The sequence below is a fragment of the Riemerella columbina DSM 16469 genome (genome assembly GCF_000374405.1).
Lineage (GTDB): Bacteria > Bacteroidota > Bacteroidia > Flavobacteriales > Weeksellaceae > Riemerella > Riemerella columbina.
Map to the genome: position 1 here is coordinate 36,598 of NZ_KB894262.1, position 22,807 is coordinate 59,404.

The window sequence follows — 22,807 nt, forward strand, 5'->3', positions numbered from 1 at the left end:
TGATTTGAATGTTGATTACGGCTTAGTATAGTCAAATCCATACTTATCACCAATCATCTTCGCATAATATTTTAATGAACCTGCTTTAGATACATCACCAGACAATCTGTCTACATCCCAAAGTCCTTTTTTACCTTTTACACCATTGAATACAGCTTTAGCTTCTGCAGGAGTTAAATATCTGCTTCCGTCTTTCTTTCTAGTAAATTGTAGTCCATAAACAAAACCTAAACCTTCAGATAATCCGTGGAAAGAGTTGGTTGGATTATTAGGATCGATTTTAGTATTCAAGTAGTGTACTGCTCTAATCCCAGCCACTAAAGACAATTTTTCGCGGATGATTCCTGCTTGCTCATTCATTACTTTGTAATCTTTAGCAGAAGCCGCTGCACGACCTGTTCTAAAGGCTAGCATAATCGCTTCTTTAATACCTTTAGTTTCTGGCATATCTGTTAATTCTTTTGAAAGGTATCCAGCCCAGAAAGATTCTACTCCTTCAGGTTTTGTAAGACCTAGTAATCCATAAGCTGTGTCCCAGTGTAGTTCTAGTTCTGTTTCATTAGTTCCAGAAACTAAAGTTTTTTTGTTATTAGCTTCTAGTATAGCACTGTTTTTTAGCACTGCATCACCAAGGTGTTGGTTGAAGATTTGGTCTAATAGTACAGCACCCATCAAACCTTTCTGTACGATTTGAGAATATTCTATTCCGTAACCGTCAACCATTCTTTTGCCACCTAGAGTACCTGCTGTGCCCTCTTTCGCTTTGTCGTTTTTATGAGCGGCAGCATCATCTGCTAGGCTTACTAGATAGTCATTAAAGAATTTTTTTGCTGCTACAGTTTCCTCATTTCCACTATTGAAGTAGTCTTGAGATGCGGCAGTTAATTCTTTTAAACTTTTTGCGTCATTACCTTTATCATTATATAAAGCTAATAAGTCTGCTTTTACAATATTTTTAAAATCTCTTGCGCTATTGTCTAGAGCTTTTAATTTAAGATAAGGCTGATGTCCTAAAGTTAGATCAACAGAAGATTTTCCATTTCTTTCAAAAGTATAATCCGAAGGTACAGTGTACGGATCTGGATTTACTGGTGTGTTAATGTCATCATTATTGTTACTGTTACAAGAAACAAAAAGTGCGGCAGAAGCCATCACAGGCAAAATTGCTTTAGTAATTTTCATATTTTAATTTTTATTAAGTTTGAATTATGCTGGCAAATATATATTTATTTTGATTTATTCCAAATAGCAAAGCGAATTTTTTAGTTAAAACTGATGAATATCAGTAAAGGATTTAGAGGAAGTGAGAAGGAAATTTTTTGTAATCTGTTATTAATGAGAGTTTTTTGTTGTGTTGGTTGTGAGGTTTTACATTCTTATAAAAAATACTATTTTTGCATTAAAATTAAATGTTATGAAAAAAGTATTTTTATTAGCCCTATTTGCAGGATTAACGACTATAGCATGTTCTAAAAAAGAAAATGCTAACACCGAAAGCAATGTGATGTTGCAAGAACCAGAAGTTACTGAGGTAGCAGTAGATTCTGCAGCAGTGGAACAACCAGCAGTATCTACCACAACGGCTGAGGCGGAACAACCAGCGGTGGCGGATTCTACGGTTACAAAATAAGAAGGTTATAAAAAAATGAAAAAACTATTGTGCGCCATAATGATTGGTGGTGCGTTGTATTCTTGTTCTAATGAAAACAAAGGCAGTCAGCCAGTTTATTCCATAACCCCAACAGAAGAGGATTTAGCCGCAAATAATGCTTCTGCTACTTTGGAAGCTGATGGTACTGATGTAAATTTGAATTACAAAGGTTATGAGCTCATCAAATCTTCGGACTGTATGAGTTGCCACACCATAGAAAATAAATTGGTAGGGCCTTCTTTCAAAGCGGTTGCTGAAAAATACTCAGAAAAAGATAGTGAGATGTTGTCTGAAAAAATCATCAATGGTGGTCAGGGAAATTGGGGAGAAGTGCCTATGTTAGCCCATCCGCAAGTATCCAAAGAAGATGCTCGTACGATGGTAGAATTTGTTTTATCCTTAAAAAAATAAACCGACTAAAAGATACAATTTCAGCGAGATACTTCTGGTGTCTCGCTTTTTTATCTTTATCATAGAGGCTTTGTGGTCTTCATTATTATTAGTAAATTTGCATCCGAAAATGACGAAAATTATGCAATTATCCGAACAAGAAATTATCCGTAGAGAAAAATTACAAAAACTGTCTGATATGGGCATCAATGCCTATCCCGCAGAAGAATATACCATCTCTGATACCACTGCCGATATCAAAAACAATTTTGAAGAAGGCAAGCAAGTTAAAGTCGCAGGGCGATTAATGTCTAGAAGAATACAAGGTAAAGCCTCTTTCGCCGAATTACAAGATTCCAAAGGGCGTATCCAAATTTATTTTAATAGAGACGAAATTTGTCCAGGCGAGGATAAATCTTGGTATAATGAAGTTTATAAACATTTATTGGACATAGGAGATATCATTGGGGTAGAGGGTGAGTTATTTAAAACTCAAGTGGGAGAAATGACAATCATGGTTAAGCAATTTACCTTATTGACCAAAACCCTACGCCCTTTACCACAAGCTAAAACCGATGAAAATGGTGTGGTACACGATGCCTTTAACGACCCAGAACTGCGTTATCGTCAGCGTTATGTAGATTTAACGGTGAATCCTCATGTAAAGGAAATTTTCGTAAAGCGTACCAAATTATTTAATGCCATGCGTCAGTTTTTTAATGATGCAGGCTATTTCGAGGTGGAAACGCCAATTCTACAAGCCATTCCAGGAGGGGCTGCGGCAAGACCATTTATTACACATCACAATGCTTTGGATATCCCATTATATATGAGGATTGCCAATGAGCTATATCTTAAAAGATTAATCGTTGGGGGATTTGATGGGGTGTATGAATTTTCTAAAAACTTTAGAAATGAAGGGATGGATAGAACGCACAATCCCGAGTTTACCGCTATGGAAATTTATGTAGCATACAAAGACTATAATTGGATGATGGACTTTACCGAAAAACTTTTGGAACATTGTGCTATTGCGGTAAATGGCACTACGGAGTCTCAGTTCGGGGAGCATAAGATTAACTGGAAAGCACCTTATCCAAGAATTTCTATGACGGAAGCCATTAAGAAGTATACGGGTTTTGATATCACAGGAAAATCGGAGGAAGAGCTAAGAACTTTTGCTAAATCTGTTGGTATTGAAGTAGATGAAACGATGGGGAAAGGGAAGCTAATTGATGAGATTTTTGGCGAAAAATGTGAAGGCAATTTTGTACAGCCAACATTCATTACGGATTATCCCATTGAGATGTCGCCATTAACTAAAAAACACCGCAGTCAAGAAGGCTTAACAGAACGATTTGAACTGATGGTTTGTGGTAAGGAAATTGCCAATGCCTACTCGGAGCTGAACGACCCTATCGACCAAAGAGAGCGTTTTGAAGAACAACTGAAACTCTCTGAAAAAGGAGATGATGAGGCGATGTTTATCGACCAAGACTTTGTAAGAGCCTTGGAATATGGAATGCCACCTACCGCAGGTCTAGGAATTGGAATGGATCGTTTGGTTATGTTTTTAACGAATAATGCCTCTATCCAAGAAGTGCTGTTTTTCCCTCAAATGAAACCAGAAAAAGCACAACCAAAGATTGAACTGAGTGAAGATGAGCAGAAAATCCTTACGCTTTTAAGCGAAAATAACGATGAAGCCCCGCTATCTGAAATTAAAGAAAAATCTGGTCTTTCAGGTAAAAAATGGGATAAGTCAACTAAGAATCTATCTAAAAATCAATTGATTAAAGTTGGAAAAATAGAAGATGAGTTGATAATAAAGAAACTTTAAATTGTAATTTTAAGACAATTTATAAAAGAAGTGGTATTAGTACTGCTTCTTTTTTTATTTTTGTACCATTAACCAAATGAATACAATGATGAATCGGTGGTTTATAAGAATTTTAAGTCTATTAATGTTAATTACAGTTAATGGCTTTTCCCAAGAGGCTAAAATAAAGCTCTCAATATCCCCAGCAATAGATACTTCTACTAAAGTAAATCAGGATATTATTGAAACATTGGCTCAGTTTTTACAAACCAAAAATCAATCCTATTCCGAAAATCAATTTTGGAGCTCAGCAGATTTTAAAAAATATCAATATCCTTATCTGGATATTTATCAATTGGAGCAAAGTCTGTTAGGTGCAAATTTTTATCAGCCTTCATTAATGGAAATTTTACCAACGGATAACCCTCAGCGTAAAATCCTCAAAATAGCCTTTGTCGGTCATAATCCTGAAACTAAAGACACTCAACTAAAAGCCATTTATAATCTTATTGCCAATGTAGCGCACAACTCAATCACGCTAAGCCGATATTTAGATGAAATTACAACCCATTGGAATACTCAGACGAATCAAAGTATCACTTATAAATTCTCACCTAATAGACAACCTAATGCAAAAGAAATACGCCAACAAGAGAATGAAATTCAAACATTGGTTAAATTTTTAGGTTGTAAGCCCGTTCCCATTACTTATTATTCTTGTAAAAATCCTAAAGAAGTTTTTGAAATCAAGGGTTTTGACTATCATCCTATGATGTATGTAGACACCCAAGGTGGTTTAGCAGATTATGGCAACCTTATTTTCTCAGGTATGGATTCTGAGGTCTATACGCATGAAATTACGCATATTTATTTGATGAAACTATTCCCAGAAATTCATGATTTTTTTAACGAAGGGTTTGCCACTTATTGGGCTGGTAGTGGTAAGTATGATTATCAATGGCATAAGCAAAAAGTTAAACTGTTTTTAAAAGAGCATCCAGACTACGACTTTTCTAAAAATATGAATGTTTTCAGCCGAATCTATTATCAAAAGGAAACTTCTATTCCTTATCTTACTGCGGCTCTTGTGGTAGAGCGAACTCTTCGCCTTTATGGAAAAGCTCTATTATTTGATTTATTCAAATTACGGGATGAAGATTTATGGAATAATTTGAGTAAAGTAGGATTAACTCCTCAGAACATCAATCGTGAATTAAGAAAAGAATTAGAACATTGAATCCATTAATCCAAAGTTTAAAATCTGAAATTAAAACACTTCCTGAAGAAGAACTTTTGGCTTTTGCTCATCTTTGGACCATTGAAAAAGAGGTGGCAAGGGGCGAATGGCTATATCCCAAGGGAACGGTGGAAACCAACATTTACTTTATAATACAAGGTGCATTTAAAATTTGTTATGAAATTGATGCTCAGGAAGTGATTGTGGGGTTTGGTTATAAAGGTGGTTTCGTTTTTGATTTGCCTTCTTTTTTCTCTGAACAGCCTTCTCATTTCTATATCGAAGCGCTTAAGAAAAGCCGTCTGATTGGATTGCCTAAAAAAGATTTTTATCACTTATTGAATCGTAATCTTACGCTTTCAAACTACTGGCGTGGAAAGACAGAAGAAATATTATTAGATTTAGTGGCTCGGGAGGTTGATATCTTAACGGCATCGCCTCAGGTTCGTTTTGAGCGATTGATGCGCCACCAGCCCGAACTGTTTCAGCATATTCCCCATAAATATATTGCGGTTTATCTCAGAATGAGTCCAGAAACACTGAGCCGACTTCAAAAATCTTGATTTCAATCAATGGTTTGGTGGTGTATCTGTTCTATTTTTGTGTCGTTAATATTAAAATTTAGATGCTATGAAATGGAAAGGAATTACTAAAGTTTTTCTAATGATAATAGGAGTTGCATTTTTAAGCGTTGCTATTCAAGCGTTTGTAAACCCGCAGTCGGTGATGGATTTTGTTGATGTTTCTCTAGATAATATCAGTGCAAAAAATTCTATAAGGGCGTACTATGGTGGGGTTAATTTAGCATTGGCTCTATTTATGATGTATGGGGCGTTCAAAATGCGTAGAGAAGCCTTATTGTTTTTAATACTTTATGGGAGTGGGTTTGTGGTTGGCAGAATTTATGGAATTTTAGTAGATGGTATGCCGAGTCATTTTATATTAACTTGGTTGATGATAGAATCTGTGGCAACTATTGTGGCGATAGGTTTGCTAAGGATATAAATTTCATCCAATTAAGTATTATTCTAAGTCCTTTAATAAACACTCAATTTCTTTATCAATCTTGTCTTTTACTAATTTTGTGCTGGCGTAATTATGGTGTTGAATGGTTTTTGCTAATTCTAAATATTGCTGAGATAAGTTGAGGGCTTTTTCAGAATACAGTTTCGCGATTCTTAGAAAAAATAATACCATATAATTTCTATGAACTTCATCAAACAATATATGCTGGTGTTGCTCAATATCTAGTTGGCTGATATCTTGGATTGTAATATCAAAATGTTGTTTTAAAAACGCATCATAATCGTGTTCTAGGTCTTCAAATTTAGCTGTTTCATCCTTCCCTACCAATTTTTTTAATAGGCTGAAGAATAATTCTACATATTTTAGAAGGAAATCTTTTCTCAGCATGGTAGAGTTTTTACTTAAATCTATCGGTAATAAAATATTTAACAACAATCCATTGGTCTTGATGATAATTTTGGGTTTGGTGTTTATCTCGCCGTTTCCAAGTTTCAGGGGCTTGAGCGTAGAATGCAAAATGGGCTCTTACCACCGCCCAGAGATGAGGAAATCCGTTTTTAATTCCAAAATAAATCCCTGCCAACCCGTCTAAGCAAAGGCGTGGAAAGATGAGCCATAGTTTGCTTTTGGGTAAGTTTTTTAGGAGCATAGAAAGGTTATTGCGAATGTTGAGGTAGGTTTTTTGTGGGTGTTGTTTGTTTAGTGTACCACCCCCTACATGATACACGCGCGAATATCCCGTATAGAATACTAGGCGTCCTTTGTTTTTCAATCGCCAACACAGGTCTATTTCTTCCTGATGGGCAAAAAAACGCTCGTCAAATCTACCGATATTGAAAAAATCTTCTCTTCTGATGAATAAACAACAGCCCGATGCCCAAAAGATTTCCTTCACATCATCGTATTGTCCTTGGTCTTTTTCTAAATCATCAAACCGTCTGCCTCGGCAATACGGGTAGCCTAAATTATCCATCATACCACCGCCAGCTCCTGCAAATTCAAAGTATTGTTCATTATTAAAATCTAAAATTTTAGGTTGAATGGCAGCGATATTCTGATTTTTTTGGAATAAATCCATCACGGGAACCAACCAATTTTCGGTAACTTCTACATCGGAATTAAGTAAGCAAAAAATATCTTCTTTTATATGCTGAAGTCCCTCATTATATCCACCTGCGAATCCTGTATTTTTTTTATTTTTGACAATGCTAATTTCAGGGAATTTTTCTTCTAATAAAGCTATGGAGTTATCCGTAGAAGCGTTATCAATAACATAAATTTTTGCTTCTTTAGAATAGCGGATAATATTAGGTAAAAACCGTTTAAGCCAATGTTTTCCGTTATAGTTGAGTATGGCAATAGCAATGGTCATAGTGGTTTAATATTTAGTGTTGTAATCAAGTTCGGATAAGGCGTGTTGGTATTTCCATCTTCGGTGGCTCCAAAGCCAGTTGTCGGGTCTTTTGTTGATGGTGTTTTCTAATAGTTGGTGGAATTTATGAACCACTTCATAAGGTTGGAATTTTTCGCCATCAGGATAGATTCTATGGTAATTTACTTGGTAATACCCGCGTTTTACTTTTTTCATTTCGCAGTAGATAAATACTAAATCCATTTTGGTTGAAAGTTTATCATAACCGATAAAAGCAGGCGTATTTTGGTTAAGGAAATTTAAACCGTAGCGAATTTCCGAAATATGAGGCGATTGGTCTGCCACGAACATATAGGCGGAGTTACCATCGTTAGGGGTTTTTAGCATATGCCGAATGACCTGGTTGGCTTCCAAAGCGGTATTGCCAAAACGCCCACGAATGAGTTTTATTTTTTCTTCCCAAAACCGACTTTGGATTTTTCTATACACGGGGTAGCAATGCTCTTGGGGAATGACGGTGGCTAAGGCATTGAACCATTCCCAATTAAAGACATGTCCAGCCAACATTATAATATTTTTGCCCTCATCTTTGGCGTCTTGAAACAGATGTTGGTTAAGGTGCTGCACCCGAACTCTAAGTTCGGTGTTGCTAATGGTAAAAGTTTTTAGAGTTTCTACAATATAATCTGAAAAATTATGATAAAATGCTTTGCAAATGGCTTGTTTTTCTTTATCGCTTTTCTCAGGAAATGCATGGTTGAGGTTGTTCATCACCACTTTTTTTCGATAGCCTGTAATATGGTAAAGCGACACGAAAATAAGGTCTGAGAACACATATAAAATCGACAATGGTAATCTTGAAAACAACAAAAGTATCGCAAACAGAAGTCTATTCAAAGTATTATATTTTCCCGCAAATTTACAAATTGAAATCCATATGGTATATTGAAAATTTGATTATATTTGTTTAAACTTAAAAAGTTATAATTTAAACTTAAAAATTACCTATTAAACTAGAAAAATAAATTTATGAAAAAATCAATCGTCATTTCTTTAGCATTAGCCCAATCTATATTATTTTCTTGCCAGAAAAGCAAAGAAGCTACATCGCAAGCGGTTCAAGATTCTGTAGCAACTACCGAGGCTAAAAAAGAATCCGCCAAACAAGAAAAAGCATCATTAGAAAAACCTTATCATCCAGAAGAAGATGCTGAGGCGAAGTTGGCAGAATTGATAAAACAAGCACAAAAAGAACATAAAAATATTATGATTCAGGCAGGGGGCAATTGGTGTATCTGGTGCCTTAGATTCAACGATTATGTTCAGAAAACCCCAGAACTAAAATCTATTATTGATGAAAACTACTTGTATTATCATCTAAATTATTCTAAGGAAAACAAGAACGAGGCTTTGTTTAATCAATTTGATAATCCGGGGGCTAAATATGGCTATCCAGTCTTTATCGTCTTAGATGAAAATGGCAAAATGATTCATACCCAAGACAGTGCTGTATTGGAAGATGGGGATGGCTATAGCTTAGAAAAAGTAAAGGAGTTCTTTAACCAATGGAAGCCTAAGCGCTAAAACTTTTTTCTTTTGAAATAGATAAATGTCGCAATGACAATCGCTGCCATCACGGCTAAAGTAATAAAGTAACCATATTTTTGATGAAGCTCTGGCATTACATCGAAGTTCATTCCATAGAGCCCTGCAATAAAGGTAATAGGCAAGAAATACACCGAGTAAATGGCTAAGAGTTTCATCACTTGGTTGGCTTTTTGGTCAGAAAGTGCGATATACATAGAAATTAAGTTGGTAATCTGTGAGTTGAGGTGGTCAAAGTCGGCAATTACATCTTTTTGTTTATCAATAAGGTCAGCAATTTCTATATCCTTCAAATCTAAAAGTTTGAAAGCATTAATCCAATCATTCGACATTTGAAGGACTCTTGTACTCAGCCCTGCTTTGCGTTTTATTTTATAGAGTTCCGTTATAGGGTTATAGTCTACATGATTTTGGAGGAATATTTCGGTTTCTATTTTATCCACTTTCAAGATCAGTTTTCTACTTTCGTCGTCAAAGGATTTGATCACTTTTAGTCCGAGGTACAGTGCTAATTTTTCTGGACTGCTACTTAGATGGTTGTTGTGTTCTTCTTGTAATTCTGCCGCTAGTTCTTCTATACTTTTATTATTCGTTCTATGAATGGTGATAAGTGTATTATTAACGATTAAAATGGCTAGCTTAGTACTGATATCATTTACTCCATTTAGATTTTTTCTATGAAGATCCAAATACTCTCGAGTAAGAAAAAACTTAATGTCGTCTACTTTCTCAAATTTTGGAAGGTGGCTCGGATCTATGGCATCTTCTAAGTGAAATTTATTGACACCATAGGTTTGATGTAAAAAGGACAAATCCTCTTTCGTGGGTTTTTGAACATCTAGCCATTCACAAAACTGATTTTTAAAAATAAGTGCTCTTGCCATAGTGCAAAAGTAATTAATTTTGCTTAAAAATTGAGTCTTCTTGAGAGGTGGTTCAAAAAAATTTGCTTTTAAATGCTAATATTCGTATATTTCGGGCTTAAAACATTTTGAATTATGGACGCAACTACAAAAGTTTCGGTGTTTGAAGCCGATAACATCTCAGAAGTACAATTGATAAAATCTAAATTGGAAGATGCAGGTATTGCTGCGGAAGTGGACAATAATTATTTATCTTTTCTTTCTACACCTACGGCAACGGGAATGTGTGTAAAGGTAAGTTTGCAGGACGAGAAAAAAGCCCTTGATTTAATTGATGCTTATCTAAAAGAGAATAATGACTAGCATATAAAATTTTGCAATAGAAAGTACGATTATTTGAAAGAATTGTTGTATTATTGCGAAACTTTTTTGGGGAATTGGCGCAGTTGGCTAGCGCGTTTGACTGGCAGTCAAAAGGTCACGGGTTCGAATCCCGTATTCTCCACAGTTTAAACTTTTATCAAACATTAAAAATCCTTTAGTCTAAAGGATTTTTTTTATAAAATAAAGTGATTAAAATTTAAAAGTTGTATTTTTGAGGATTAATACCATTTTACATCAACTCAAAACTTTTAATGATGAAGAAATTTATAGGCTTATTTTTAATAATGATGACCCTTTATAGTTGTGGAACTTCCCATAGCAGTACTTCCAGAAGTAGGGCAAAGTCTTCATCCTACCAACCTAAAACCTCAAAAACTTTGAGTTCAAGGGCTTATAACGCCTCACTATCTCGACAAGTCGTTAGAATTTTAAAAGATGCCGAGAAATATATTGGAACGCCTTATAAATACGCGGGCAACACCTCATCAGGATTCGACTGTTCGGGGCTGGTATGCAAAGTGTTTTTAGAAAATGATAAATCCTTACCACGCCGCTCTGCTGACCAAGCTTTGGAAGGGGTACAGGTTGCCGTTAGTCAAATCCGACCAGGTGATTTAGTGTTTTTTGCAACCTCTGGTGGGAGTAAGGTTTCTCATGTGGGCATTGTATACGATATCTTACCCGATGGTGAAATTACCTTTATCCATGCGTCCTCATCCAAAGGCGTTATGGTTTCATCACTTAATCAAAACTATTGGAATAAAGCCTTTCTATTTGCAAGGCGCGTACTTTAAAAGAAAAAATTAACATATAAAACAAAAATAAAACTATGTCATTACAACAAACTATTGAAAATATTTGGGATAATAGAGAACTTCTAAAAAATGAAGACAGCCAAAAAGCCATTCGCGAAGTGATTGCTAAATTAGATTTAGGGGAATTGCGCGTAGCAGAGCCTACGGAAAACGGATGGCAAGTTAATGAATGGGTAAAAAAAGCCGTTGTGATGTATTTCCCCATTCAAAAAATGGAAACGATAGAGGTAGGACCTTTTGAATTTCACGACAAAATGCCATTAAAGAAAAACTATGCAGAAAAAGGTGTGAGGGTAGTACCTCATGCAGTGGCTAGAGAAGGAGCTTATATTGCCTCTGGCGTTATTATGATGCCGTCTTATGTTAATATTGGTGCCTATGTAGATAGCGGAACTATGGTGGACACTTGGGCTACGGTGGGAAGTTGTGCTCAGATTGGTAAAAATGTGCATTTGAGTGGTGGTGTAGGTATTGGTGGCGTATTAGAACCATTACAAGCGGCCCCTGTGATTATTGAAGATGATGTCTTTGTAGGTTCAAGATGTATTGTAGTAGAAGGGGTTCATGTAGAAAAAGAAGCCGTACTTGGGGCTAATGTAGTATTGACGGGTTCTACCAAAATCATTGATGTAACGGGAAGCGAACCCGTAGAATATAAAGGCAGAGTACCAGCACGCTCAGTAGTAATTCCGGGAAGTTTAACGAAACAATTCCCAGCAGGCGAATACCAAGTACCATGTGCCTTAATTATTGGTAAAAGAAAAGAATCTACCGATAAAAAGACCTCTCTAAACGATGCGTTGAGAGAAAATAATGTAGCGGTTTAAATTTGATATTTTGAAAGCTAAATTCTTAAAATTCATTTCAAATCCCAAGTATATATTTGGGATTTATTTGCTTACTTCCATTATTACAGCACTGAGTAAAATGGGAGAGGGACAGCATAATAATTATCTGATTTTTAAGAATGTATTCTACAATACCCTGCATCGGCAGAACCTTTACGGCCTCTATCCAGAATTGTATTTTGATAGTAACCATTATGGAATTTTCTTTAGTTGGCTCATCATGCCTTTCGCATTATTACCCGATGTTTTAGGAATGCCACTTTGGAACTTAGCCAATGCAGGCTTATTAATTTATGCCTTCTCAAAATTACCATTGTCTACGCCAAAGAAATCTTTTGTGGCGTGGTTGTGTTTTCAAGAATATATTACGGCTGCAGTAAGTTTACAGTTTAATGTAGGACTTACTGCACTATTGATATTATCGGCAATATATATAAATAATAAAAAAGAAGTCCATGCCGCGGTAGCCATTCTGATCGGCTTTTTTGTAAAAATTTATGGTATTGCAGGGCTTTCAGGGTTTTTCTTTATTAAAAATAAGATGAAGTTTATCTTTTCTATAATAGGGATTTCCATTTTATTTTTTGTGATGCCTATGCTTATTTCTGATGTTCATTTTGGATGGCATTCTTATGTAGATTGGTATCAATCTTTAAGCGAAAAAAACCTTTCAAATCAAGTGCTCGGCAATCGTCAAGATTATTCATTAATGGGAATTGTTCGCAGGGTTTTAGGCGATGCAAATATTTCTAATTTAATATTTTTAATCCCAGGAATGCTCGTTTTTGCATTGCCTTATATTAGAATTTCTCAGTATCAGCATACCGCCTTTCGAATGATGATTTTAGCCTCTACCTTACTATTTATCGTGTTGTTCAGTTCAGGTTCGGAATCGCCGACTTATATTATTGCAGTGGCAGGGGTAATGATTTGGTTCATCATGCAAAAACAGCAAACACCATTGACTTTAGGGCTAATGATTTTCGTAATGGTTTTAACCTGTTTTGGATTTTCAGATTTATTTCCAAGATGGATTAAAGAAGAATATATCATTAAATATTCATTAAAAGCGTTACCTTGTTGTTTGGTATGGTTTAGAATCATTTATGAATTGATGGTAAAGGATTTTGAAAAAGACTACGCATTAAATTAAACCTATGAAAACCATTACTATCGTCATACCCGCCTATAATGAAGAGCATAATATTCGCCCTATTCATCAGCGAATAAAAGAAGTATTTACCACACTTCCTAACTATCAGTTTGAAATTATTTTTGTAAACGATGGAAGTAGGGATAATACACAGCAAGTGTTAGAGCAAGTTTCTCAAGAATTTAAAGAAATTAAATATATAGAATTTTCAAGGAATTTTGGTCATCAACCAGCAGTTAAAGCAGGAATGGATTGTGCCTATGGCAATGCCGTGATTTCTATGGATGCCGATTTGCAACACCCGCCAGAATTAATTCCAAAGATGATACAACAATGGGAAGCGGGCTATGATTTAGTCTACACTATTCGTACTTATCCTAAAGAAATTTCCTATTTTAAACGCTGGACATCTAAATGGTTTTACCGATTTTTATCTCAATTATCCGATGTCAACTTAACCAAGGGTGGCGGTTCAGATTTTAGATTAATGGACGCTTCAGTCATTGAAGTGATGCGAACCATGAAAGAAGACGATTTATTCCTTAGAGGCTTAGCCAGTTGGGTAGGCTTTAAACAAACGGGAATCGAATTTACTGCATCGGAACGCTTCTCTGGTGAGAGTAGTTATAATCTCAAAAAAATGATGAAATTTGCCTTTACGGGAATTACAGCATTTAGCGTTAAGCCATTGTATATCGCTGCTTATTTAGGATTCTTAATTTCAGCTTTAGCCGTATTGATTTATGTGCCTTATGTGGCTTATTCATTTTGGGCAAAAACAGAAATTTCGGGTTGGGCATCGTTAATTATGACGGTAGTATTTTTCGGTGGTATGCAATTTATTTTAATGGGTATCATTGGAATTTATTTGGGCAAAATTTTCAAACAATCTAAGGAGCGTCCCAACTATATCATCCGTTCCAAAAACTTTTAATTATGGTATTACTTTCATTTGACATAGAAGAATTTGATATGCCTTTGGAATATAAAGGAACAATTCCTTTCGAAGAGCAATTGGCAGTATCCCAAGGCGGTTTAACGAAGATTTTAGACTTGTTGAAAAAACATCAAGTACAAGCCACTTTTTTTTCTACAGTGGTTTTTGCCGAAAATAGCAAACCATTGATTGAACGATTACTATCTGAAGGTCATGAGCTAGCTTCCCATACTTGGTATCATTCACAATTTGATGAAGCAGATTTAAAAAAATCTCGTGAACAGTTGAATCAATTATTTAATGTTGAGGTAAAAGGTCTTAGAATGCCGAGAATGCAACCAGTGAGCAAAACGGCTGTTTCAGACGCAGGCTATGAATATAACTCTTCCATTAATCCCACTTTTTTACCGGGAAGATATAATAATTTAAAAGTTTCTAGAACTTATTTTAAGGAAAATGATGTTTGGCAAATTCCAGCTTCAGTATCTTGTTTTAGAGTGCCTTTATTTTGGTTAAGTTTTCATAACTTTCCTACTGCTTTTTATCGTTGGCTTTGTCGCTATGCAATGAAAAAAGATGGCTATTTAAATCTTTATTTTCATCCTTGGGAGTTTATGGACATTACAAAATCAGCCTATCAATTGCCTGACTTTACAACTAAAAATACGGGCGATGCGATGGTGCGTCGTTTTGATGAATTGATTACTTATTTTAAAAATAAAGGTTATGATTTTGGTACTTTTTTCACTTTTATTAAGCAAAAAATAGAGTCATGAAAATAGCCTACGACGCCAAGCGATTTTTTCATAATGCTTCTGGATTAGGAAATTATTCACGAGATTTGGTAAGGATTTTAGCCGAATATTATCCTGATAACGACTATCAATTGTGGAGCAAAAATAAATCCGAAAGAGGAGCTGAAATTCTAGCATTGCCTAATGTTAGTTTTCATCCTATATCTAATGGATTTTTGGAGCGACAATTAAAAATGGGCGTAGAGGCTCAGAATGCGGGGGCAACTATTTTTCATGGACTTTCAGGAGAGCTACCCTTAAAATGGAATGGCAAAAAAATAAAAAAAGTCGTTACCATTCACGATTTAATTTTTATGAGATTTTCTCAATTTTATTCTTTTTTTGATAGAAAAATTCATTATTGGAAATTTAAAAAAGCCGCTGAAAGTGCAGACCTTGTTATTGCAATTTCTGAACAAACTAAACGAGATATTATTGAGTTTTTAGGGATTTCTGAAGATAAAATTAGAGTGGTTTATCAAGGTTGCCATGCTGCATTTAAAACTGAAATTAGCCAAGATTTAAAACAAAAGATTACCAATAAATATGAACTTCCAGAGCGTTTTATTTTGAATGTTGGTACCATTGAACCTCGCAAAAATCTTTTAAGTGTGGTTAAAGCATTAAGAGAAACAGAGATACCTTTGGTAGTAGTTGGTAAAAAGACTTCGTATTATAAAAAAGTGGAACAAGAAATTGCTCAATACAAACAAAAAGTTAAGTTTTTATCTGGTGTCACTATGCGGGAATTGGCTGCAATATATCAAATGACAAATCTATTTATCTATCCGAGTTTATTTGAAGGGTTTGGTATTCCTGTCATTGAAGCTTTATTTTCTAAAACACCAGTCATTACGAGCAACCTTAGCTGTTTACCAGAAGCAGGCGGTGCGGATAGTATTTATATAAATCCTTATAGTGCAGAAGATATCCGTGCTAAAATATTACATCTTTGGGATAATGAAGAAGAACGAAATCGTCGCGCTGACAAGGGATTTGAATTCGTTCAAAAATTTAATGACGACACCATTGCCAAAAACTTAATGGCGGTTTATCAAGAACTGATATAGTTTTCTATTTTCCTAATTGAGTTTGAATTTCAGAACGGTTTTTCGTATGGGCTTTTAAACCTTTTACATTCATCACAGCAATGATATTTTGATGGTGCTTTCCTTGATTTAAGGTTTCTGATAGCGTTATAAAATCATTTGTTGTCACATTATTGGTTTTGAGGTTGGAAGTGTGAAATTCTTGGTTTTGTTTAAAAACTTTAACATTAAAATTTTGGTCAGAGTCAGGCAACACTTCATAGACGGCAAAATCATGAATGTTTTTTAAAGCAATACTATCATTATGAATAATTTCGTTTGAAAATATAATAATGGCTTTTGGGTTTTTAAAGTTATTTTCTGTTATCGTTTGTAATAGATTAGCAATAGAATCTTTACTGGTACTGATAGAATAAAATTGAAGGTCTTCAGGCGAACTATTTTTATAATGTTTGGCACTAAAAGTATAGCCCTCGATGGTTAATGGATTGGGATTGTAATCTGCAATTTTACACGAATTACCAGAATTTTTAGAGCCATTACAAGAGTATAAAAATACCAAAAACATAAACGCAAATTTGAATAAAATTCTGTTCACGCGTTTATGTTTTCTAATATGATGTGATGAAAATACTCCCATGTTTTACTCATTTAATCATCAATTCTAGGTACAGGATAAGTTTCGGTAAAGCATCCAAAACAATGGCGTTCTGAGCCTAAAATATCTTTTAAATTATCCATACTCAGAAACTCTAAAGAATCTACCCCAAGGTAATCTCTTAATTCCTCAATGTTCATATTAGCAGAGATTAAATCGTCTTTTGTTGGCGTGTCGATGCCTAGGTAGCATGGGGCAATAATCGGTGGCGATACACTACGGAAATGGATTTCTTTTACCCCAGCATTTTTAAGAATTTTCACCAAGCGTTTAGATGTGGTCCCTCGCACAATAGAATCATCAATAATAACGACGCGTTTGCCTTTAATTTCCGATACAATAGGATTGAGCTTTAAGTTGACGATACGCTCTCTCATTTCTTGTGTTGGAATGATAAATGACCTTCCGATATAGCGGTTTTTAATCAACACAGGTCTAAAAGGAATCCCCGAAGCCTTAGAAAAACCAATTGCCGCAGGCACGCCAGAGTCAGGTACACCAATCACCATATCTGCATCTACTGGGGCTTGTTCCCAAATTTTTTCGCCAGATTTCTCTCGTATTTCGTGTACATTGATGCGTTCCATTTCAGAATCTGGACGCGCGAAGTAAATGTATTCAAAAGAACAGATATGGCGCTGACAATCTTTTTTTACTAAATACGATTTTAGTTCGTCCTCATTTTCCCCAGTATAGACAATTTCTCCAGGTTGGATATCTCGCGTATAGGTAGCCCCTACGGCATCTAATGCACAACTTTCAGAAGCAACTACATAGCCACCATTTTCCATAGTCCCTAATACCAATGGGCGAATGCCATTAAAATCTCTAAAGGCAAAAAACTTATTTCTGGTCATCCCCACCACAGAATATGCGCCTTGGATGCGCTCCATCGTGGCTTTAATTGCCCCACGCAATCCAAGGTCTAAATTCTTCTGAATCAATCTTAAAATCACCTCCGAATCCGAAGTCGCACGAAATACAACGCCTTCCTTTTCCAGTTCTGCTTTGAGTTGCTTGGCATTGGTAAGGTTTCCATTATGGGCGATAGAAAGAATGATTTGGTCGTATTCGTTTTTAGCGAAAAAGGGCTGAAAATTATATTTCTTCTTATCCCCAGCCGTCGTGTATCGGGTATGCCCAATCACGCTATTGCCCATAAAATTTTGCGGATTTTCTATTTCTTTATATACATCTAGAACCAAACCCTCGTCTTTTAGATTGAGGATTTTTCCATCGTGGCTTACGGAAATCCCACAGGCTTCCTGACCTCTATGTTGTAAGGCAAAAAGACCAAATTGAGATAGTGAAAAGGTATCTAAATTTTCTGGTGCATATAGCCCAAAAATACCGCACTCTTCTTGTGGCGCATCTAGGGCTTCTTCTGCTTTGGTTCGGAATAGATTTCTACCGTAAGCTCTATGTTTAAACTGATTGAGATAGTCTTCTCTGTGTTGAGGGATTGTTTTCATTGATGATATCTAACTTTTATATCCTAAGCGAGTGCTTGTTTTAATCTGTTGTAAATTTCTTCGTAGGCTTCGGTTACACCACCGAGGTCTCTTCTAAAGCGGTCTTTATCAAGTTTTTTCATGGTGTCTTTATCCCAAAGTCGGCAAGTGTCTGGCGAAATTTCGTCGGCTAGGATAATTTTGCCATCTGCAGTTTTACCTAATTCAATTTTAAAGTCTACCAAAATAATATTCATTTTATCGAATAAGTCTATCAATATCTCGTTGATTTTCCCCGTCAGGGCGTACATTTCGTCCAATTCGGCTCTGGTGGCAGCACCTAAAAATATCGCATGATAATCGTTGATGAGTGGGTCACCCAATTCATCTTTTTTATAGCAAATATCATAAATCGTGATGGGTGATTTGATGCCTTCTTCTATACCGAGGCGTTTTGCCATACTCCCTGCGGAATAGTTGCGTACCACCATTTCCAAAGGGATAATGTCCACTTTTTTTACCAATTGCTCTCTATCATCCAGTTGCTTAATAAAGTGCGTTGGAATTCCTTTATCATTTAGATATTGGAAAATAAGTGTAGTGATGACATTATTCATTTGCCCTTTTTTATCCACTTGTCCTTTTTTTTGCGCATTAAAAGCTGTGGCATCGTCTTTAAAACGCACAATTACTTCATCGGCTTTGTCGGTTTCAAACACTTGTTTTGCTTTACCTTCGTATAGCATTGCTCCTTTCTGTATCATATTTTTACTTTTTATTATTAATTATAATGGAATTTAGAACTTAGATATTAGAATTTAGAATTGAAGTTAATTTTAATTTAAAAAGTCATATCAAAATTTGCTTTGTATTATTAACAAGATTAATTTCCTCTAACCTCTAACCTCTAAAATAGTCCACTCCATTTTTAAACACATTATGATAGTTGGCAGTTGGGATATTTTTAAACAAGCCTTTGGCATAGCGTTCAGGGTGTCCCATTCTACCAAAAATTTTACCACATGGGCTTGTAACACCTTCAATTCCAAATAACGAATTATTTGGATTAAATGGCATACCATGGGCAATACGCCCTTCTAAGTCTACATACTGCGTTGCAATTTGACCATGGTCATACAGCGTTTGTAGCACTTCCTTAGATGCCATAAATCTACCTTCACCATGTGAAATTGGAATCGTATAAATTTGGTCTTTCATTCCTTTCAGCCAAGGGGAATCATCGTTAATGACTTTTACATTTACCATTTGGGAAATATGTCTACCAATCGCATTATGAGATAGGGTAGGGGCATTGGCATCTAAATCCTTGATTTCACCATACGGCAACAGTCCAGACTTTACCAAGGCTTGGAAGCCATTACAAATACCGATAATCATACCATCTCTTTCCAGTAGTTTATGAACGGCATTTCGCATGGTATCATTTTTTAAAACATTTATGATGAATTTAGCTGAGCCATCGGGTTCGTCACCTGCTGAAAATCCACCTGAAAATGCTAAAATCTGAGCGTTTTCAATTTCCTTAGCCCAAGCGTCTATACTTTCTTGGAGGTATTCAGGATTGAGGTTAATCAATGGCTTCATAGCCACCTCTGCTCCTTCCTTTCTAAAGGCATTTAGGGTTTCATATTCACAGTTCGTACCAGGGAATACTGGCGTAAATACGCGTGGCTTTGCGATATGGTGCTTTTTAATGATGATATTTCGCGGTTGAGGGGTTGGTTTTTCTAGCGCTACCACTATTTTATCTTGTTCTTTTGTTGGAAATAAACCTTCAAAAGTAGACTCATAAGCCTGAACCAAATCGTTAATATTTACCTTAACATCATTGATTTGTAATGTTTTAGAATCTTCAACCTTTCCAATTAATTTTAATAGCGGATGCTGAAGTTCTATTGGACTTTCAATTACTAATCCACCAATATTTTTATCTAAAATCAAATGGTTGTCTATATTTACCTTAGCACCTAAACCATTCCCAAAACTCATTTTGGCTAATGCAATGGCAATACCACCGTCTTTAATGGTTTTAACAGAAACGATATTGTTATCTTTAATATGTTGATGAATAAAATCGTAAACTTCCGTTAAGGCTTTATAATTTGGCAGTCCATTCTCTTGGGTCTGATGATGGAAGTGGTAAATATAATGTCCAGCCTGTTTAAATTCTGGGGAAATGATATGGGATTTTTCACCATTAGCACAAGCAAAAGAAATTAAAGTAGGAGGCACATTAAGGTCTTGATAAGTCCCTGACATAGAGTCTTTGCCACCAATTGCCGCTAAGCCTAAATTCATCTGTGCATCGTACGCGCCCAATAACGAGGCAAGGGGTTTGCCCCATTTTTCAGGTTGCTGTCCCATTTTCTCAAAATATTCTTGGAAACTCAATCGGATATTTCTAAAATTACCTCCCATAGCGACAATTTTAGCCACACTTTCCACAACGGCTAAACTGGCACTGGCCATAGAGTTTTGTTCGGCAAGTTCAGCATCAAAACCCCAACTGGCTAAGGATACCGTTTCTATATCTTTAGCACCTAAAATAGGTAAAGTCTGTACACTGCCTTCCATAGGGGTCAATTGATATTTTCCGCCTAATGGCATGGCTACGGTTGTAGCCCCCACAGTAGCATCAAACATTTCTAATAAGCCTTTTTGAGAAGTGATATTTTTATCTTTTAATAAATCTATCCATAGGTCTTTATTAAAGGTTTGTTGCTTTTGCTCAATGGGTTTTAAATGTGAAACTTCCACATTTTGAGATTTCGCGCAACCATTGGTATCGAGAAAGGCACGGCTTAAATCTACGATTTTTTCACCGTTCCAAAACATTTGTATTCTACCGCTATCGGTTACTTTTGCCACCTCTACGGCTTGAATGTTTTCTTGTTCACAATAGTCGATGAATTGTGCTTTATCTTTAGCGTCTATCACCACCGCCATACGCTCTTGAGATTCCGAAATGGCTAATTCTGTTCCATTAAGTCCTTCGTATTTTAATGGTAAGGCATCTAAATTAATATTCAAACTATCAGCGATTTCACCAATCGCAACCGAAACTCCGCCTGCTCCAAAATCATTAGATTTTTTGATGAGTTGAGTTACCTCTGGGTTTCTAAACAATCTTTGGATTTTGCGTTCTTCTACAGCATTCCCTTTCTGAACTTCTGTGGAAAGAGTATGGATAGCCGTTTCATCTTGTTCCTTAGAACTCCCCGTAGCACCGCCTACGCCATCTCTACCCGTAGCGCCGCCAAGCACAATCACTAAATCGCCAAGTTTGGGTTGCTCTCTCTTTACCCAATCTACTGGAACGGCACCGACTACAAATCCCACTTCCATACGCTTAGCTTTATAGCCTTCGTGGTAGATTTCGGATACTTGTGTGGTTGCCAACCCTATTTGATTTCCATAAGAGGAATAGCCATTGGCAGCTTGTTTGGTAATGATTCTTTGGGGAAGTTTTCCTGCTAAAGTTTGCTCTACGGGTTCTAAAACATCAGCAGCACCAGACAATCGCATGGCTTGGTAGACAAATGAACGCCCAGATAATGGGTCTCTTATCGCCCCACCTAAACAAGTAGACGCGCCACCAAAAGGTTCTATTTCCGTAGGGTGGTTGTGGGTTTCATTTTTGAATAATAAATACCAAGGTTCTTTTTTACCATCAAATTCGGCTTCTATTTCTATGGTGCAAGCATTGATTTCATCGGATACCACAAGGTTGTCGAGTTGCCCAGTTTTATGGAAATATCTTGCACATACGGTGGCTAAGTCCATTAGGGAAATAGGCTTATGCTCTCGACCTAAGAATTTTCTTTTTTCTAAATAATCGTTGAAGATGGTTTCTAAAGTAGATTTAAACTCGCCTTTAAATTCGATATTGGTAAGTTCGGTTTCAAAAGTAGTATGGCGACAATGGTCACTCCAATAAGTGTCTAATACTTTAAGCTCCGTTTCCGTAGGGTTGCGTTGTTCAGATTTAAAGAAATTTTGGATGTACTCTAAATCGTCTAGCCCAAACGCAAAGCCTTGTGCTTCGTAGAATTTTTTTAATTCTTCACTATTCCAATTAATGAAACCTTCGTAAGTAATGACTTCATCAGGCGTTTCTTCTTTTGGAATTTCTAAAACAGAAAGGTCTTTTTCCTGAGATTCTACCTTATTGATTAATAGGTTTTTAATGCTCTGTAATTCGGAATACGAAACACCTTCTATTTCTATAAGTTTGCCACTGCGTACTTTGGCGTTGTTATTTCCAGTAAGCAAAGTGATACACTGCTGTGCCGAGTCGGCGCGTTGGTCGTATTGCCCTGGTAAAAACTCCGTAGCAAAAAAAGAATGGGTTGCAGGATTGTTTTCATGTAAAATATCTACCACAGGGTCTGCAAAAGTGGTGTGCAGCACTTTCTGAAATTCTGCCTCACTAAGACCAAAAATATCGTAAACGGCATAGACCTTAGCATTTTTAGCATGAGGAACGATGGTTTTGATTTCATTGAACACCTTAGGGCTTTCAACATCGAAAGTAGATTTTTTCTCTATGAATATTCTTTTGTTCATTTGTTTTTTTTCTTTTCAACACCTTACTGGTATTGTTGGGTTAAATATACGCATTTTATTTCAACGCCTTGTTGCGTGAGGGATAGAGGCGGCATCCTTTTTTGAGGGAGGGACGACCGAAAAAAAGATAAAGCCGAAAGCCCGACCCGAGCGGCTGCCCCAGCGTTG

General features: G+C 36.1%; 23 protein-coding genes and 1 tRNA gene. 15 read left to right on the forward strand and 9 right to left on the reverse strand.

The genetic code is table 11. The annotated features are described in order from the left end of the window. Positions 1-15 precede the first annotated feature (15 nt). Positions 16-1,182 carry a DUF4856 domain-containing protein gene (locus tag C237_RS0109720; protein WP_018676300.1) on the reverse strand — a complete coding sequence of 389 codons (1,167 nt, stop codon included), beginning with the start codon at positions 1,180-1,182 and terminating at the stop codon, positions 16-18. 232 nt (positions 1,183-1,414) lie between these two features. On the opposite strand from C237_RS0109720, the gene C237_RS0109725 reads away from it, so the two are divergent. From C237_RS0109725 to C237_RS0109750, 6 genes are all read left to right on the forward strand, one after another. Beyond that, positions 1,415-1,630: a hypothetical protein gene (locus C237_RS0109725; protein WP_018676301.1), complete on the forward strand. Its 216-nt coding sequence runs from the start codon at positions 1,415-1,417 to the stop codon at positions 1,628-1,630. Positions 1,631-1,645: 15 nt separating this feature from the next. Further along, on the forward strand, positions 1,646-2,062 hold the full coding sequence (locus C237_RS0109730) for a c-type cytochrome (RefSeq protein WP_026315620.1): 417 nt from the start codon (positions 1,646-1,648) through the stop codon (positions 2,060-2,062). Between the two features lie 121 nt (positions 2,063-2,183). Continuing rightward, positions 2,184-3,881, forward strand: coding sequence for a lysine--tRNA ligase (lysS, locus tag C237_RS0109735; RefSeq protein WP_018676303.1), 1,698 nt, complete (start codon positions 2,184-2,186; stop codon positions 3,879-3,881). A 124-nt stretch (positions 3,882-4,005) separates the two neighbouring features. Continuing rightward, positions 4,006-5,097 carry a hypothetical protein gene (locus C237_RS0109740; protein WP_026315621.1) on the forward strand — a complete coding sequence of 364 codons (1,092 nt, stop codon included), beginning with the start codon at positions 4,006-4,008 and terminating at the stop codon, positions 5,095-5,097. Then, positions 5,094-5,660: a Crp/Fnr family transcriptional regulator gene (locus C237_RS0109745; protein ID WP_018676305.1), complete on the forward strand. Its 567-nt coding sequence runs from the start codon at positions 5,094-5,096 to the stop codon at positions 5,658-5,660. Before C237_RS0109740 ends, C237_RS0109745 begins: the two co-directional genes overlap by 4 nt. A 67-nt stretch (positions 5,661-5,727) precedes the next feature. Then, positions 5,728-6,102, forward strand: coding sequence for a DUF4345 domain-containing protein (locus tag C237_RS0109750; protein WP_018676306.1), 375 nt, complete (start codon positions 5,728-5,730; stop codon positions 6,100-6,102). Positions 6,103-6,120: 18 nt separating this feature from the next. Here the strand turns inward: C237_RS0109750 and C237_RS0109755 are convergent, their stop codons facing one another. From C237_RS0109755 to C237_RS0109765, 3 genes are read right to left on the reverse strand one after another with little or no spacing between them, the layout of a single operon-like run. Beyond that, a complete protein-coding gene (locus C237_RS0109755) occupies positions 6,121-6,510 on the reverse strand; it encodes a hypothetical protein (RefSeq protein WP_026315623.1) in 390 nt (129 codons plus the stop codon). 10 nt (positions 6,511-6,520) lie between these two features. Continuing rightward, entirely contained in the window at positions 6,521-7,495 is a 975-nt protein-coding gene (locus C237_RS0109760; protein WP_018676308.1) for a glycosyltransferase family 2 protein, read from the reverse strand. Positions 7,496-7,501: 6 nt separating this feature from the next. Continuing rightward, positions 7,502-8,392 (reverse strand): lysophospholipid acyltransferase family protein, encoded by an 891-nt coding sequence (locus tag C237_RS0109765; RefSeq protein WP_026315624.1) that lies wholly within the window; start codon positions 8,390-8,392, stop codon positions 7,502-7,504. Positions 8,393-8,524: 132 nt separating this feature from the next. Between C237_RS0109765 and C237_RS0109770 the strand changes: the two genes are divergently transcribed. Continuing rightward, entirely contained in the window at positions 8,525-9,079 is a 555-nt protein-coding gene (locus tag C237_RS0109770) for a thioredoxin family protein (RefSeq protein ID WP_018676310.1), read from the forward strand. Here C237_RS0109770 and C237_RS0109775 read toward each other — a convergent pair. Then, the gene (locus tag C237_RS0109775) at positions 9,076-9,984 is read right to left on the reverse strand and encodes a CorA family divalent cation transporter (protein ID WP_018676311.1); all 909 of its coding nucleotides are present in this window, start codon (positions 9,982-9,984) and stop codon (positions 9,076-9,078) included. The two genes, C237_RS0109770 and C237_RS0109775, sit on opposite strands and share 4 nt — an antisense overlap. A gap of 114 nt (positions 9,985-10,098) precedes the next feature. Here C237_RS0109775 and C237_RS0109780 point away from each other — a divergent pair, with 114 nt between their 5' ends. The 8 genes from C237_RS0109780 (at position 10,099) to C237_RS0109815 (ending at position 15,964) form a co-directional block, all read left to right on the forward strand. Continuing rightward, entirely contained in the window at positions 10,099-10,326 is a 228-nt protein-coding gene (locus C237_RS0109780) for a putative signal transducing protein (RefSeq protein ID WP_018676312.1), read from the forward strand. A 68-nt stretch (positions 10,327-10,394) separates the two neighbouring features. After that, positions 10,395-10,468, forward strand: a tRNA-Ala gene (locus C237_RS0109785). 133 nt (positions 10,469-10,601) lie between these two features. Continuing rightward, positions 10,602-11,141, forward strand: coding sequence for a C40 family peptidase (locus C237_RS0109790; RefSeq protein WP_018676313.1), 540 nt, complete (start codon positions 10,602-10,604; stop codon positions 11,139-11,141). Positions 11,142-11,176: 35 nt separating this feature from the next. Then, complete coding sequence (locus C237_RS0109795) at positions 11,177-11,989, forward strand: 2,3,4,5-tetrahydropyridine-2,6-dicarboxylate N-succinyltransferase (protein ID WP_018676314.1); 813 nt, start codon at positions 11,177-11,179, stop codon at positions 11,987-11,989. A gap of 10 nt (positions 11,990-11,999) precedes the next feature. Next, positions 12,000-13,163, forward strand: coding sequence for a glycosyltransferase family 87 protein (locus tag C237_RS0109800; protein WP_026315625.1), 1,164 nt, complete (start codon positions 12,000-12,002; stop codon positions 13,161-13,163). Positions 13,164-13,167: 4 nt separating this feature from the next. Continuing rightward, the gene (locus C237_RS0109805) at positions 13,168-14,097 is read left to right on the forward strand and encodes a glycosyltransferase family 2 protein (protein ID WP_018676316.1); all 930 of its coding nucleotides are present in this window, start codon (positions 13,168-13,170) and stop codon (positions 14,095-14,097) included. Positions 14,098-14,099: 2 nt separating this feature from the next. Next, a complete protein-coding gene (locus C237_RS0109810; RefSeq protein WP_018676317.1) occupies positions 14,100-14,876 on the forward strand; it encodes a polysaccharide deacetylase family protein in 777 nt (258 codons plus the stop codon). Further along, positions 14,873-15,964 carry a glycosyltransferase family 4 protein gene (locus C237_RS0109815; RefSeq protein ID WP_018676318.1) on the forward strand — a complete coding sequence of 364 codons (1,092 nt, stop codon included), beginning with the start codon at positions 14,873-14,875 and terminating at the stop codon, positions 15,962-15,964. Before C237_RS0109810 ends, C237_RS0109815 begins: the two co-directional genes overlap by 4 nt. A gap of 4 nt (positions 15,965-15,968) precedes the next feature. Here the strand turns inward: C237_RS0109815 and C237_RS0109820 are convergent, their stop codons facing one another. The 4 genes from C237_RS0109820 to C237_RS0109835 all read right to left on the reverse strand — a co-directional run bounded on the left by C237_RS0109820 (position 15,969) and on the right by C237_RS0109835 (position 22,639). Continuing rightward, positions 15,969-16,511, reverse strand: a complete 543-nt coding sequence (locus tag C237_RS0109820; RefSeq protein WP_018676319.1) for a hypothetical protein — start codon at positions 16,509-16,511, stop codon at positions 15,969-15,971. A gap of 83 nt (positions 16,512-16,594) precedes the next feature. Further along, positions 16,595-18,073, reverse strand: coding sequence for an amidophosphoribosyltransferase (gene purF / locus C237_RS0109825; protein WP_018676320.1), 1,479 nt, complete (start codon positions 18,071-18,073; stop codon positions 16,595-16,597). Positions 18,074-18,096: 23 nt separating this feature from the next. Further along, a complete protein-coding gene (gene purC, locus C237_RS0109830; RefSeq protein ID WP_018676321.1) occupies positions 18,097-18,816 on the reverse strand; it encodes a phosphoribosylaminoimidazolesuccinocarboxamide synthase in 720 nt (239 codons plus the stop codon). Between the two features lie 136 nt (positions 18,817-18,952). Further along, positions 18,953-22,639 carry a phosphoribosylformylglycinamidine synthase gene (locus tag C237_RS0109835; protein WP_018676322.1) on the reverse strand — a complete coding sequence of 1,229 codons (3,687 nt, stop codon included), beginning with the start codon at positions 22,637-22,639 and terminating at the stop codon, positions 18,953-18,955. Between the last annotated feature and the right edge of the window lie 168 nt (positions 22,640-22,807).